At 39.9% G+C, this 13,909-nt stretch carries 14 protein-coding genes; 4 read left to right on the top strand and 10 right to left on the bottom strand.

Translation table 11 applies throughout. The annotated features are described in order from the left end of the window. Window position 1: 1 nt before the first annotated feature. Window positions 2–673, bottom strand: a complete 672-nt coding sequence (locus ACWATA_RS05280; RefSeq protein WP_047750006.1) for a response regulator transcription factor — start codon at window positions 671–673, stop codon at window positions 2–4. Window positions 674–998: 325 nt separating this feature from the next. On the opposite strand from ACWATA_RS05280, the gene ACWATA_RS05275 reads away from it, so the two are divergent. After that, a complete protein-coding gene (locus tag ACWATA_RS05275; RefSeq protein ID WP_028414986.1) occupies window positions 999–1,817 on the top strand; it encodes a squalene/phytoene synthase family protein in 819 nt (272 codons plus the stop codon). Window positions 1,818–1,852: 35 nt separating this feature from the next. On the opposite strand, the gene ACWATA_RS05270 is transcribed toward ACWATA_RS05275, so the two are convergent. Both ACWATA_RS05270 and ACWATA_RS05265 read right to left on the bottom strand, forming a co-directional pair. Continuing rightward, a complete protein-coding gene (locus ACWATA_RS05270; protein WP_028414987.1) occupies window positions 1,853–3,802 on the bottom strand; it encodes an FUSC family protein in 1,950 nt (649 codons plus the stop codon). A gap of 156 nt (window positions 3,803–3,958) precedes the next feature. Further along, window positions 3,959–4,219 (bottom strand): metal-sensitive transcriptional regulator, encoded by a 261-nt coding sequence (locus ACWATA_RS05265; protein ID WP_013058561.1) that lies wholly within the window; start codon window positions 4,217–4,219, stop codon window positions 3,959–3,961. 379 nt (window positions 4,220–4,598) lie between these two features. Between ACWATA_RS05265 and ACWATA_RS05260 the strand changes: the two genes are divergently transcribed. Next, entirely contained in the window at window positions 4,599–5,039 is a 441-nt protein-coding gene (locus tag ACWATA_RS05260; RefSeq protein WP_028414988.1) for a NucA/NucB deoxyribonuclease domain-containing protein, read from the top strand. Between the two features lie 35 nt (window positions 5,040–5,074). Then, window positions 5,075–5,482 carry a competence protein ComJ gene (comJ, locus tag ACWATA_RS05255; protein WP_098113593.1) on the top strand — a complete coding sequence of 136 codons (408 nt, stop codon included), beginning with the start codon at window positions 5,075–5,077 and terminating at the stop codon, window positions 5,480–5,482. Between the two features lie 101 nt (window positions 5,483–5,583). Here comJ and ACWATA_RS05250 read toward each other — a convergent pair whose 3' ends face one another. The 4 genes from ACWATA_RS05250 to ACWATA_RS05235 all read right to left on the bottom strand — a co-directional run bounded on the left by ACWATA_RS05250 (window position 5,584) and on the right by ACWATA_RS05235 (window position 9,906). Next, window positions 5,584–6,174, bottom strand: coding sequence for a CPBP family intramembrane glutamic endopeptidase (locus ACWATA_RS05250; protein WP_028414990.1), 591 nt, complete (start codon window positions 6,172–6,174; stop codon window positions 5,584–5,586). 388 nt (window positions 6,175–6,562) lie between these two features. Then, window positions 6,563–8,881, bottom strand: coding sequence for an RNA polymerase recycling motor HelD (helD, locus tag ACWATA_RS05245; protein ID WP_473049611.1), 2,319 nt, complete (start codon window positions 8,879–8,881; stop codon window positions 6,563–6,565). A 243-nt stretch (window positions 8,882–9,124) separates the two neighbouring features. Beyond that, entirely contained in the window at window positions 9,125–9,250 is a 126-nt protein-coding gene (locus ACWATA_RS05240) for a hypothetical protein (protein ID WP_014458690.1), read from the bottom strand. A gap of 140 nt (window positions 9,251–9,390) precedes the next feature. Beyond that, window positions 9,391–9,906: an enoyl-CoA hydratase/isomerase family protein gene (locus ACWATA_RS05235; RefSeq protein WP_473049610.1), complete on the bottom strand. Its 516-nt coding sequence runs from the start codon at window positions 9,904–9,906 to the stop codon at window positions 9,391–9,393. A gap of 242 nt (window positions 9,907–10,148) precedes the next feature. Here ACWATA_RS05235 and ACWATA_RS05230 point away from each other — a divergent pair, with 242 nt between their 5' ends. After that, window positions 10,149–10,517 (top strand): winged helix-turn-helix transcriptional regulator, encoded by a 369-nt coding sequence (locus ACWATA_RS05230; protein ID WP_013084552.1) that lies wholly within the window; start codon window positions 10,149–10,151, stop codon window positions 10,515–10,517. Window positions 10,518–10,540: 23 nt separating this feature from the next. Here ACWATA_RS05230 and ACWATA_RS05225 read toward each other — a convergent pair whose 3' ends face one another. The 3 genes from ACWATA_RS05225 to ACWATA_RS05215 form a co-directional block, all read right to left on the bottom strand. Further along, window positions 10,541–11,755, bottom strand: a complete 1,215-nt coding sequence (locus ACWATA_RS05225; protein WP_049166020.1) for a cytochrome P450 — start codon at window positions 11,753–11,755, stop codon at window positions 10,541–10,543. Window positions 11,756–11,923: 168 nt separating this feature from the next. Then, window positions 11,924–12,319 (bottom strand): DoxX family protein, encoded by a 396-nt coding sequence (locus tag ACWATA_RS05220; protein WP_013058570.1) that lies wholly within the window; start codon window positions 12,317–12,319, stop codon window positions 11,924–11,926. 155 nt (window positions 12,320–12,474) lie between these two features. Continuing rightward, window positions 12,475–13,896 carry a glycosyltransferase family 2 protein gene (locus ACWATA_RS05215; protein ID WP_176343513.1) on the bottom strand — a complete coding sequence of 474 codons (1,422 nt, stop codon included), beginning with the start codon at window positions 13,894–13,896 and terminating at the stop codon, window positions 12,475–12,477. Between the last annotated feature and the right edge of the window lie 13 nt (window positions 13,897–13,909).

Here is a 13,909-nt window from a genome sequence, read left to right as displayed (position 1 = left end):
TTTAATTCACCAGATATCCTTGACCTTTTTTGGTCACGATTTGATCATTCAGCCCGATTTCTTCCAGCTTGGTACGAATGCGTGTGATGTTGACTGAAAGCGTATTGTCACTTACAAATTTCTCATCTTCCCATAATCTTCGCATAAGCTCTTCTCGCGATACAATCTTGCCTCGCTCTTCCAAAAGAAGCCGTAAAATAAAAAATTCATTTTTCGTTAAATGAACTTCTCGATCGTTATAATGCAAACTTCCTTTTTTTAAGTCTAGCACCGCGCCGTTCCACTCGATAACGTCTGAAATCGTGTCTCCATACGAATACGTTCTGCGCAGAAGTGCCTGCACTTTAGCAATAAGAACATCCAAGTTAAACGGCTTTTGGATATAGTCATCCGCCCCAACATTCATTGCCATAACAATGTCCATTGGATGTTCACGAGACGACAGAAATACGATAGGAGTTTTTGAAACTGTACGTATTTGCTGACACCAGTAAAACCCGTCATATACAGGTAAATTCACGTCTAAAATGACCAATTCTGGGCTTTCCCCAATAAATACTTCCATTACCTTTTGAAAATCTTCTACTCCAGCCACTTCAAATGACCACTGTTCGAATTTTTCTTTCACTAATTCATATATTTTGCTATCGTCTTCTACAATTAAAATTTTCATACCTTCACCTCTGTATTCTCCTATGTATTATGTATACCCGACTGTTGAGGGTTTTCTTAAAAGTTCATCTAACCCATTAGCATGACGGCAATTTTCTTAAAAATAAACTTTTTATGTCTGTAAAATGAAGAATGAACGAGTATTATCGTAGTGTAAACTTGTGCATGATACAAGTATCTCTGTTTAAATACTACAAAATAATGACAATATCGTTAATAAGTAATCTTTAAACTCCATTAAATGCTCATTTTTTGTTACTATAGTATATAAGATGAAAACTTAAACTAATTTGACATGTGGATATGTAAAAAGGAGCTAGTTATCAATGAGTGTACCCAACAAATTACGCGACAACGCAATGGTGATGTTAAAAGAGACAAGCCGAACATTTTTTATTCCAATTAGCCACTTGCCGGCAGAATTGCAAGATGCAGTAGGATCTGCTTACTTATGTATGAGGGCAATTGATGAAATTGAAGATCACCCTGAGCTAGAAGCCGGTGTAAAAAGCCGCTTGCTTTACGCCATTAGTGACCTGTTAAAAAAGTCTTTTAACGAAGACGACTACATGGCATTAGTAGGTCCTTATCAAGCTGATTTACCTGACGTAACGCTTCAGCTCGGCAACTGGATTGCGCTTTGTCCGACTGGAGTTGCAGATCAAGTATTAGATGCAACTTCTATTATGGCCAAAGGAATGGCCGATTGGGTAGAAAAAGACTGGCATATTCAAAATGAAGCGGATTTAGATGACTATACGTTCTATGTAGCTGGTCTAGTAGGCGTGATGCTTAACGACATTTGGAAATGGTATGACGGCACGGATACAGACAAAGAATTAGCCATTGCATTTGGACGCGGCTTGCAGTCTGTAAATATTCTGCGCAATACCTCGGAAGATTCAGAGCGTGGAGTCAGCTTCTTCCCTAACAACTGGAGCAGAGAAGATATGTTTGCCTATGCTCGCCGCAATCTGTCACTAGGAAAGAAATATTTAGAAGATGTCAAATCGCTTCCGATTCTTCATTTCTGTAAAATTCCGTTAGCGCTTGCCGATGGAACGTTAAACGCCTTAATGAAAGGAAAAGAAAAAATGACGCGTGACGATGTAAATAAAACGGTAAGTGAAGTTGTGGATATGTAAAAGCAAAAGCACGGAGCCCATTGGTTCCGTGCTTTTTATATTTCTACCTGCAGACTTTCATATAAAGCAGTGATTTCCCCTTGAATAATGGGGTAGCGTTTCAGGGTCGGAACACTTGAAAGCTTTGGCGCTCGCTTTTGCTCTGCTGCTGCGGCTAGCTGAGCAAACGTTTCTTGAAGCTCTCGCTTTTCCGTTTCTGACAGCTCATATCCTTCATACGACGCAAGAAGCATATAACCTAACTGCTGCGTAGCGACAACTGCCGGCCACAGTCCTTCAAGCTTGACGGCCGTTTTAGAATATTCTCCAATCACATTATCATAAAGCGCCCGAAGATTAACTAGTTCCCCTTGAAGCTTATTTCTTTCTTGTTTAATTCTTTCTTCATCTTGTTCAGTGCTTAGCATTTCTAAAAATTGTCCTTCTTTTCGAATGACATCTCCAAGTAAATACGGCAGACGAAGCGAAGAAGCTCGTTTAAAAACTAATACCGTACCGACCACTCCAATAACAGAACCAATAACAATATCAATCACTCGAGCGGACGTAAAATAGCTAATCGCTTTGTCCGGATGACCACTTTCAGCAATTAAAAGAGCATTCGGTGTGATAAAAAGCGTACCGAGCGCGTAGTTTTTAACAATCACAATTTCAATCGTTGACTGAAGCACAAAGACAATGAGCGCAATGACAATTCCCGTTGGTTCAAGCATGAGAATCCCGGTTCCAATTAAAATACCTAAAATGGTTCCGACAGAGCGTTGAATACCTCGCTGAACCGTTGCACGAACGGTTGCCCCAAGCATCACTCCTGCACACGTGAGAGGAATCCAGTAAGACCTTGGAATGTCTGTCGTGTAGGCAACAGCTGCGGCGATAATCATAATAATTCCGTAGCGCAAAGCGTTTTTAAGTACATACGAACGTTTGTGAAAAGCAGCTTTTAACCGTGCTTTTACGCTGCCTTGTGAAAATTGAATATACTCCGTTTCTTTTAATTCCTTCATTTGAAGAACGTCGTTTACATCTAGTAATAATGTGCGCAGCTCTTCTTTGATGGACAGCTCTTCAATTTCTTCTCGCACGTCTCGAATTTTTTTATGTTTTTTTAACGTGGCCATTTCGGATGCGAACGTTTCAATTACCGCTTGTGCTTTTTTCGAAACAGCCGGATTAAAATCATTCGCAGCGGCCATCACAAAAATAAACAGCCCTTCAGCTTTTTGGTTTAATAAAAACAGCCGGTGAGAAAACGATGATTTTTTTCGATTAATTTTCGCTTGCTTCATCGCTGTTTCCGCTGCCCGAAGCTCTACAACCGTTTTGTGCTGCTCAGCGTGAAACGATTCCGTGCCAAGTGATCCAACAAATGAAGCTAGCTGCCTATAAGCTTTCGCCACAGCGGCCGTTTCAGGCCCGCGCGGATTAATAAGCCAGCCGCTCATGCTAATACACCAAGATAGTGCTCCTCCTAAAAAAACGAGGCCTGCATGCAAAAAAACTGCCTGTAAATTCGGAGCTGGAATGCTTGTACTCACTGCAAATGAAAGGACAAAAAACATCGCGGAAGGTCCCGGAATTTTTAAAGCTCCGAAGATATAAACCGATACGGCTCCAATCACACCAAATAAAATAGTTTTCATCCACTCCACGTCAGCAAATAAAGAGCCGAGTGTAAAGCAAAGCGTAACGCCAAGCAAAGCTAAAAATAACTTAACGGCACGCTGCGCGTAAGGTTCATCTTTTGTATACAAATATGTAAAGCCGCCAATACTTGCAATGAGTCCGTACTGCAAATGACCAAACAAAATGCCTATTAAAATCGGCAAACTTGAAGACAAGCCCGAGCTGATTCCTCTTACCCACGGAGAAGAAGCGTGGTTAAAGCGAAAAGCAGCTTTGATTCCCGGCGCTTTTGGAGAAGCTTCAATTTTATGATGAATTTCCGTATGATTATATGTTGGTGACTTTTTGTCATCATTCACCTTGCCCTCCTCCTTTCTCTTCATATATCTTTCCTGTTCTTAAAACGAGATAAACCTAAAAAACCGCTGTTCCTATCCGTATTGTGTTTAGGAACAGCGCTTTTTATCCTTTTAAGCAGCGTACAGAAAAAACAAAAAGCAGATGAAACGAATGTCTCATCTGCTTTTTACTAACAGCTCTACTGCTTCTTTTACTAAGTTTTCCGTATTCTCGCCTTTTTCAATGCTTTCTCTTACGCATTGTTCAAGGTTTGTACTGACAATAACACCCATCGTGCGATCAATTGCGCTTCTGGCTGCTGAGAGCTGTGTCACGATGTCGCGGCAGTCTTTTCCTTGTTCCATCATATTCAAGACGCCTTTTAACTGACCTTCAATTCGTTTCAAGCGATTTTTAACTTGCTTATCATATTCCATCATACTACTACCTCCGCTCATGCATGATTGCGTTTCTTGCTTTTAAGCTATACGCAAGAAGTAAATGTATACACAACTTTATACCTATTAGGGTATGATGTCAAGTAAAGGAAATTGACTCTTTTTTTTCACCTAGGACTCACCCACATGCAAATAGACACTTCACACTCCATTTAATCTGAATCGTAAGTAGATAAACATCAGAAAGTATAACTCTCAGAATATTATGGGGGCTTTTTACATCTTACAGATAAGACAAAATGATCATTTTTACATAATTGTTAATACTTGTTTACACCGTATTTATTGTCCTGTAATCTAAACTTAGCAATCTGAGAGTATAGTTAAGCTGTAAAAACGACTACACTGGAGGTTTGAGATGAGTACATACGGGAAAAAATTAATGGCAAGTCTATTCATTATCATTGCATGCGTTTTAGGGTTTATAGGACATGCGGCGTTTTTAGCTCCTGAAAAAACGGAAGCCGAAGCAAACTATGATGCAACGCTTTATTTTCCACTGGACCGATATCCTGAAACCGGCGATCATATTCGCGACGCAATTACTGCTGGTCACTCTTCCGTTTGCACAATTGATCGCGATGGTGCTGAAGCAAACCGAGAAGAATCGCTGAAAGGATACCCAACAAAAACAGGATATGACCGTGATGAATGGCCAATGGCTATGTGCGAAGAAGGCGGAGCAGGAGCTGATATTCGCTATATTTCACCTTCTGATAACCGCGGAGCCGGCTCATGGGTTGGAAATCAGTTAGAACAGTACCCAGATGGTACACGCGTACAATTTATCGTGCAATAATAGCTGAACAAGCTTTACTTTGAAGAGGTGAAAAGATGAAAACAAAATGGAAAGAACAAGAGCTAACAATGTCATATCATCAGTTTACGCTGTTTCAAAAAGGACAGCCAAAGCCCCATCACGACTGGAGTGATGAAGATATTCAAAAAGGATATGTCGCAGACGATAAAGCTATTTCATTTGAAGCCGTGTCGAACACAAAAGCCATTGTCGAAGTGTGGGTAAACGAAACTCCAGACGCATCAAAGGCTGAAAAGACCACTCGCCTTCCTTTTCACGTCGAAAGCGATGGGATTGAAATCAAAAGCGTCCTATCTGAAACTTTAAGCTATGATATTCCAAAAGGATATTATTACGTTACGTGCCTGACCATTCCTCTTCAAGAAAAAACAAACTCAGGCCTTTATTTAGTGAAGTATTTGCTGCATTTTGAAAGTCAATAAAAAAAGACGACCTACTGTAGACAGTTCAGGTAATATACAACACTAATAACTCATAAAAAGCTCAGAGCGATATATCGCTCTGAGCTTTTTGGTGCAAGATACTAAAATATCCATCCGTTAAAGACCATGCCTAAATTAATAATAAAATGAAAAACTACGGCTGGGTATATGCTTTTCGTCTTTAAAACGACAAATGCATAGAAAAGTCCACCAAAAGAAAAAAGTAAACTTGTTACCACAGGAATTCCTATTGATATGTGCAAGAGACCAAATCCAATACTCGTAATAAAAACAGCGTAAAAAGTCGATAGATTACTTTTTAATTGAGATAACATGATCCCTCTCCAAAGCACCTCTTCTAAAATAGCGTTTATGATTGAGAATACTATACCGTATATGACGAATGATTTTGTATAGCTTATATCTTCAGCGAATAGTAAAGGTACAAAAATTGTAGCCGAACCAATTAGACCAAACAGTAAAAAATACGTTAGTTTAATTGAATGATGTGGCATCACTATACGTTTCTGCCAGTCTGGTAATGATGCAAAAAGAAATACCTTTTGCTTGGACAATAAAATTGAAAGCAATAGTCCACCTATGATAAACAAAAGTAAAACTCTGTTTACAATGATTTTCATCTCTTTAGATAGATCCCATTCAATGAAATAATTGCTTCCTACTTGAAACATACATGTCCCTACTAAAAAGAATAGAAACAGAGAAACCGTTGAACGATATTTAAAGGTTAAAGCATAGATAAAAAGCAAGCCTATGATAGGCAACAGTCCCGCAGCAAATAACTTATAAGAAAAAAGAATAATACCCGAGAAAAATAAACTTATTATAAAGATGAGTAATACATTTATTCGTAAATATTGGATATAAAACTCCTCCTTTCACTGTCCTTCTGATTCGCTTTATGGTAGTTGGACTTTAACCAAAGAAATTTTATTCAAGCAATGTAAATAAACTGAATCCATCCATAAAAATAAAAAATCGAGGGTAAAACCTTTGCGATTTCACCCTCGATTTTTCGTACTACTATTTCAGACACTCAAGACACTGACCGTTCTCTGTTTATTTACCGTGGTATTCATAAGTTTCTTTATTTGATATAAACGGGCTAATTTCACCAAGTGAGAACAGGTGGAGCTCATGCATCGCTCTTGTGCATGCTGTATAAAATAAATTTCTCTCATATTCATCCTGATAACATTCACTCGAGGCATTGTAAATGATGACTGCATCAAACTCAATTCCTTTTGCTAAGTAGGCTGGCAGGACAAGCATGCCTTTTTCAAATGAACTTGTTTCTTTTGTCAGCAGCCTTGCAGACATCGAATCAGGCAGTGCTTGGAATGCTTCTCGGCTTTCTTCAGCAGTTTTGGCAATAACAGCAATTGTTTTATAGTTTTGCTGCTTCAATTCATTAATTTTGTGTATAATTGCCTCATGCAGATCTTTGACGTTACCTGCAGCCGTCACGGTCGGCTTCGCTCCGTCTCGATTAAACGGATCGATTAAATGGCCGTTTGCCACCATATCCCTTGAAAACTCGACAATTTGACGCGTTGATCGATAGCTTCTTGTAAGAGTCAGCGTTTCTGCTTCCTTCTCTTCGTACAGTTCGCTTGAAAGAATGGTCGGTGCGTTCAAGGCGTGCGCATAAATCGCTTGATTCAAGTCTCCAAGCAGCGTCATTCTAGCATGCGGAAACAGCTCTTTTAAAAACGCTAGCTGAAACGGTGAATAATCTTGTGCTTCATCAATAAACAAATAGCGAATGACAGGATTGGCTTTTCGCCCTTCAATTTGATCTTTTATATACAAGTAAGGCGTTACATCTTCATAAGACAGCTTCATGTTCATAACTCTTTCCACCGTGTTTTTAGCTGTTTCGTCCCACCCTTCTACGTGGGAAAAAAGGTGATGTCTTTCAAACAGCTGCATATAGATACGGCGAATATCGATAAATTTAAGCTGTTTGATGGCCTGCTTAATAAATTTCATTTTCTTAGCTACAACGGCTTTGGCTAAATACGCTTGTTCCCGGTCAAAGTCATCAAATGAACTTTCCGTATAGCCTTCCTTTTTCTGCAGATGCTGATAGGCCTCGACATAATCTTCTTTTTCTAAAAGCTGAATTTCTTCTTGAACCCAATCTTTTTTACGTTCAAGTTTTTCAAGCTGGTTGATGAGCTTAAGCGCCCACTCGGCTACGAGCTGCATTCTGTTAGGAATGGAAATTCCCGTATCAAGCGAATAGAAATAAGATAACAAACGCCGAGCAGATAACACGATTTCGCCGCGAAACTTAATATTTTTAAAAATGATGTCTTTAGTAGACAGCTCTTCGATATACGCATCTACCTGCTTTTTAAATTCACGGCTTGCTTTGTAGCGGATTTCCTGCATTTTTTGTTTTTTTACCGCAGCATCTTTTTCCGTTAATAAATATTCAATTTGAACGAACAAATCCTCCACGTCAAACTCGTTTCCTAACCGTCCGTCGGCATATTGCTGAAACGTTGTTTGTTTCATATTGTCTTCTCCAAGCTCCGGAAGAACAGTTGAGACGTAGCTGTTAAAAAGCGGATTTGGCGAAAACAGCATCATGTTTTCTGCAGTCAGCTGCTTTCGGTGATGATAGAGAAGATAAGCCACCCGCTGAAGAGCTGCAGACGTTTTACCGCTCCCTGCTACTCCTTGGACGATCAGCACTTTATTTTTTTCATTTCGAATAATTTGGTTTTGTTCTTTTTGAATGGTCGCTACAATACTTTTCATTTGACTGCTTGCGTTATGTCCGAGCACTTCTTGAAGCAGCTCGTCTCGAATGGTAATTCCTGTATCAAACATGCTTTTAATTACGCTATTTTCGATAATAAACTGACGCTTTAGCTTCATCTCGCCTTTTATCGCTTCACCTGGCGTTTCGTACTGCGCTTTTCCCGGTGAATAATCATAATAAAGACTCGAAATAGGCGCACGCCAATCATAAATTAAAAACTCTTCATCTTTTTGATCCATTAAAGAGCCTACGCCCACATAAATAGCTTCCGCTTCTTTTTCACCATTCTCTATAAAATCAAAACGTCCAAAATAAGGGGATTGCGTTAGCTTTTTTAATGTTTTTAATTGATCATACGCTTGTCTATGGGTAATTTCACGTTCAGCTAAAAGTTCTGCCTGCTGCTTAATGCTCGTAAATGTCTCAATCACGTCATCCGGCTCATCCATATTAACCGTGACATCGTCCCAAAACGTTCTTCGCAAATCGACAATTTCTCCTTTTACGCTTCCTACGCTTTCGCCTATTTTTTCAGCTTTTTGGCTGATTTCTTCGACTACCCAATCAACTCGCTGCTGTTCTTCTGTTAAATTTTTATCTTTCACTTATCCACACCCCTTACACACGTTACCCGATAACAAGACTTGTTACCGGGTAAAAGCGATCATTGTTTATTTTTTCAGAGTCTACATACTTCCCTACTAAGTTCGTAAATCCCTGCTATGTAACCATATTATGTCTTAATTTCCACCGTTAGTATACTGAAAAATAATGAGCTCCACAACAAAAAGGGCTGAGAAACTCTCAAGCCCCTTATCTTTATAAGTTGTTTCTCTACTTATTAGCTATTACTGTTTCCAAAAAGTTAGCATATGAATGATGGCTGTCACCACTTCTACTCCTTGAAACGCCAGTAAACCTGCTGCTGCCGCTGTAAACAATCCGACTACCGCTTCTTTAAAAATGAATGGCATTGATACCAGCTCCTTTGCTTATTTAAAATAAGTAGATTTGTTATCATTCTACTCCTTTTTTCAGAATTTTCAATACTATTTTGCCAATAAAATAAAATAAAAGCGCTTTCACTTTATAGGGAATAAAGTGAAAGCGCTTTTTAAGCTTCCTTTTCTAATGCATTGAGCGCAAGTGAATATTCTAATCCTTTCCCTTTTTGCACAACGTGCTGCACTTTTCCCATGTTGCATGCTTCTTGCGCACTAACAGTCATGCCGTTTGTTAACTTGAGCTGCACAGGTTCTTCTGCAATTCGTACGTCGCATGCTAAAGCTAACTCATACCCTCCGCCAAACGTAAAGTTTGTAAGAAGCGCAATCGTTTGTTTGGAGCTGCATGAAATGCGCTGAAAAATCGCTCGAGCTGTTACTGCATGAATCGGCTGATAAAGCCTTCCTGTTTCTTCACGCAGGAAAGAAGTTGTTCTATGATCGCCGTTCATTTTATAGTACTCTCCCATAAATACAATAGATCCAACCGACGCATCGTGCTGCAGCTCATTCATCGTTTCTTGCAGCTCATACATAACTTCACTGTTCAAACGATTAAGCATCGACTGATTCATTCGTACAACCGCCACGTGATTTCTTTTTTCTATTTTGATAAATCTTTTCATCGTTCCTCCGCCCTTTCCCCTGTCGTTCTTTATAAATAAAGCGCTTTCAAAATATTTCGCTTTTTAATAGAAAAGTTATTTTCATAGTTTCATCATACAACAAACTCATAATTATTTCCATTACTTTTTTAATTTTCCGTCAATAATTCCATGAATCATTTCCATGTTTTTATCAAATAAGACGTGCTATAGTATAAACAGCACAAATTCAGCTGAACTCACGGATAAAAGGAGTAATCACTATGAAATACGACTTAACAAAATGGGAGCCTCACGGCTATTCTTGCCCTGTGGAAGCAGCCGTTGATGTAGTCGGAGGCAAATGGAAAAGCGTCATTTTATATCAATTATCGAAGGAACGCCGGCGCTTTAATGAACTGCGCAGACTCATTCCAGGCGTGACGCAGCGAATGCTCACGCTGCAGCTTCGCGAACTTGAGCGCGACGGAATTATCCACCGCGAAGTCTACAAACAAGTTCCGCCTAAAGTAGAATATTATTTAACGCCTTTTGGAGAAACTCTCATTCCTATTATCGAGCTGATGTTTAAATGGGGATATGATCATACGGATAAAATTGCTGAAGCGAGAATTCAGGCAGAGAAAGAGTAAAAAGCACGCAAAGCGTGCTTTTTTTATACATGTTTACGAATCAATAATTCTTCTAACCCGTATACAAACGTGCTTTCAATCGGCTTTAACTCAAATGCCGGGCTCCAGTCCATATGCGGATAGCGGTCAATCAGCTCAGCCAGCATAATCTTTGCTTCGATTCGAGCAAGCGGTGCTCCTAAGCAAAAATGAATCCCTCTTCCAAATGCCATATGCATATTTGGCTTTCGGTCGATTTTAAATACATCCGGGTCTTCAAAGTACTGCGCGTCTCGGTGCGCGGATCCCATCCATGGAATAACGTGTTCGCCCGCTTTTAGTTTTTGACCTGCAAGAGTCACATCTTTTTTTACGATTCGGTGAAGAGCCTGAACGGGTGAACGATAGCGAAGAACTTCTTCGATCGCAGAAGGCAAAAGCTCTTTCTCACGTTTGAGGTGTTCAAAAGAAGCCTTATCTTCCATTAAACAATAAATTGTATTTGAAATTAAGTTCGTAGTTGTTTCGTTTCCTGCAATCAGCAGCAAAATGGAAAACCCGACGATTTCTTCATCCGTTAGCTGCTTCCCTTCTTCTTTTGCTTGAAGAAGCACGGAAATAATATCATCTCCTGGCTGCGTGCGCTTTTCTTCAATGATTCGATAAAAGTAAGTTTCTAACTCATCGTTTGCTTTCATTTTCTCTTGCTGCAATTTTTCGAGCGTTTCACGTTCATTATTCGATGGACCCGCTACGATAATATCCGACCAGTCTTTAAACTGACGCTGATCTTCTATCGGGACGCCTAAAATATCGGCAATTACCATAACCGGAAGCGGATAGGAAAGATGCTCGACTATATCAATATCTTCAAGATGCTCAACTTCTTGTAATAATTCAGCGGTAATGCGCGCAATTTTAGGCTCCCATGCTTTCATTGCTTTAGGCGTAAAAGCTTTATTAACAAGCGCTCTCATTTCAGCATGCTTAGGCGGATCAATATTAATTAGGCTCGTTCCTAGAGCAGTTTGTCTTTGGTTTTGTGGAGGTCTTCGATCAGAAGAAAAAATATTTTTTTGTTCCAGCACTTCTTTGACCCCATCGTAGTGAAAAACATCCCATACCTGCCTTTCTTCATCCCATCGCACAGGCGCGCTGTTTCTCATCTCTTCATACCATGAAAAAGGATTAAAGCGCTCTTCTTTTGTTTGAATCGTATTCACTTGACGGACGATTCCGTTTTCTCTTTCGGTTTTCATGTTAAAACCTCCCCGTATCGTTCAAATAGAATGACTGTATAGTCATCTATGACCAAATAGTACCATATATACGAATTTTCTTAAAAAGATAGCTGTATATTTTAGTAAAAATGAATCGATAGAAGGATATATTTTACAAAAAAGGGTAGGCGCATAGCGCCTACCTTTTTAAGAATAATGTTCTTCTGGTTTTTGTAATCGGTTGTCTAACGCGTACGCGCCGCTTCCTGCTAGAATCATATGAAGCGAAACGACAAAAAGGGCAACCTCAAGCTCATAGCCACCTGTAAAACCAGCACCGCTTTTCGCTGTAAAAATAGCGCCAATCATCACAATCGCAAACAGAACACCTATTAAACGCGTTTGAAACCCAAGAATCATAGCGGCTCCCCCTACGAATTCAATAACCGCAACCGCATAAGCGAAAAACGCAGGAATGCCCATGCTGTGGAAAAAACCGACCGTATTATCAATACCGCTTTGGAATTTGCCAAGACCATGAATAAAAAACGTTAGCCCTAACATAAGACGAAGTAAAAACGTTCCAAGCTGATAGCTTTTCATTTCTTTTCCTCCTTTTTTACTTTTGTCTGCACATGTAACAATTTTAGTTACAACTGTGAACAAATTCAAGGGGTTAGAACAGAAAAACAAGATATCAGCAAATTTTCTTATCTCATTTTAAAACGTTTTTTTGAAAATAAGGCCATACTCTCTGATCAGTCACGCTGAAGATAAGAGAGAAAAGCAAAAATATGATCGTGAACAATGAGTTCTGCCGTAGGAGAATGGCTCTTCAATGATAGGTGTTCAGAATATCGAAACCGATTAAATTTATTTACGTCAACATGATGAACGGCCTGCACATGAAAATTTTCTATTATTGCTTTTACTTGAGCAAAAGGCGGCATCACAAGAGATTCAGCTCCAATTTTTTGCAGGCACTCTCTGCTTATGGCATGAGGAACAGCTGTCATCGAGCTCATTAATAAATCCTTTCTTCCTACTGTCTCATTTAACACGTACTTCCACCCCTGCACAACATGCGTGAGCTTGGCTTCATCTTCACATATGTTTAAAGCTACATCAACACCGCTCGCTACCGCTGAAGCAAATGGATACAACTCTTGAGCTGAAAGAACAAAATCCCCGTCTATAAAGAGAAGAATATCTCCCGTTGCTGCAAGGGCCCCCGCAGCTCTTCCGCAATCATGCCCTAACCGCTCATCGTAAACAATGGTTTTAACACCCTGTTCTTTGGCATACGCCTCGGACTGATCAGTAGAACCGTTAATTACGACAATAATTTCTAATGGCTCGAGTTTTCTTGCTTCTGCAATCACTTGTTTGATTGTTCCTTCTTCGTTGCAAACCGGAACAATAACAGACAGCTGTTTGCCTCCATAAAAAGAAGATAATTTCCCCCAGCCGTGCTCCACAACTGGAAGAGGCTGTGCGAGCATATCCACTCGCCTTTTACGATTTGATGCAAGCGTATAGTATGTTTGAAGAAGCTGCTGGTAGGATTGAATTCGTTCTCTGCTACGCAGCGGGCGATCAAACGGACGAAAGCTTCCCTTTCCCTGCGTTTCAATCGTAATATGCGAGCTTACACGATACTGTGTTAAGAACGTCACAAATAAAGAAAGAGGCGGCAACTCCCAGTGGTTCTTTAATACGCTTACTAGCACACCGTAAGGCGCTTTTAAACAAGCGTTGGCACGATGAGGCTTTCCAAGTGCATGATGCAAAACCGTACTCCACGTAAGCTCGCTGCGGTTAAAAGTATTCATCTTTGTTTTTTCCCACTTGTTTAGCACCACATCGCTATGCCCAAATAACAGCGCCTGCACAAAACGCTCAATCTCAGAAGACGAAAGGATAATGTCTCCGTCTACAAATAAGACGGCATCTCCTTTAGCAGCCTTTGCCCCTTCCATTCTCGCTTCATGTGGAGACATACGCTTTTCTATTACTTTTACCGTGCACCCTTCTTCTTTCGCTATTTTAACTGAAGCATCGGTACAGCCGTTTGCAACTATGATAATCTCAAGCACGTTCACTTTTTTAATTTGTTTAAGCACGCTTTTTAGCGTTTCTTCTTCATTGTAAACGGGCAGCACGACAGAAAGAGTTTTCATTGATATCACCCCT

It is taken from the genome of Priestia sp. USM5 (assembly GCF_058323215.1).
Note: the sequence above shows the minus strand (reverse complement) of the source record. Positions and strands in the feature narration are given on the sequence as shown.

Coding starts and splice junctions, on each gene's coding strand:
- ACWATA_RS05280 (WP_047750006.1), bottom strand. CDS start 673: ATGAAAATTTTAATTGTAGAAGACGATAGCAAAATATATGAATTAGTG.
- ACWATA_RS05275 (WP_028414986.1), top strand. CDS start 999: ATGAGTGTACCCAACAAATTACGCGACAACGCAATGGTGATGTTAAAA.
- ACWATA_RS05265 (WP_013058561.1), bottom strand. CDS start 4,219: ATGGAATATGATAAGCAAGTTAAAAATCGCTTGAAACGAATTGAAGGT.
- ACWATA_RS05260 (WP_028414988.1), top strand. CDS start 4,599: ATGAGTACATACGGGAAAAAATTAATGGCAAGTCTATTCATTATCATT.
- comJ (WP_098113593.1), top strand. CDS start 5,075: ATGAAAACAAAATGGAAAGAACAAGAGCTAACAATGTCATATCATCAG.
- ACWATA_RS05250 (WP_028414990.1), bottom strand. CDS start 6,174: ATGTTTCAAGTAGGAAGCAATTATTTCATTGAATGGGATCTATCTAAA.
- ACWATA_RS05240 (WP_014458690.1), bottom strand. CDS start 9,250: ATGCCATTCATTTTTAAAGAAGCGGTAGTCGGATTGTTTACAGCGGCA.
- ACWATA_RS05235 (WP_473049610.1), bottom strand. CDS start 9,906: ATGAAAAGATTTATCAAAATAGAAAAAAGAAATCACGTGGCGGTTGTA.
- ACWATA_RS05230 (WP_013084552.1), top strand. CDS start 10,149: ATGAAATACGACTTAACAAAATGGGAGCCTCACGGCTATTCTTGCCCT.
- ACWATA_RS05225 (WP_049166020.1), bottom strand. CDS start 11,755: ATGAAAACCGAAAGAGAAAACGGAATCGTCCGTCAAGTGAATACGATT.
- ACWATA_RS05220 (WP_013058570.1), bottom strand. CDS start 12,319: ATGAAAAGCTATCAGCTTGGAACGTTTTTACTTCGTCTTATGTTAGGG.
- ACWATA_RS05215 (WP_176343513.1), bottom strand. CDS start 13,896: ATGAAAACTCTTTCTGTCGTGCTGCCCGTTTACAATGAAGAAGAAACG.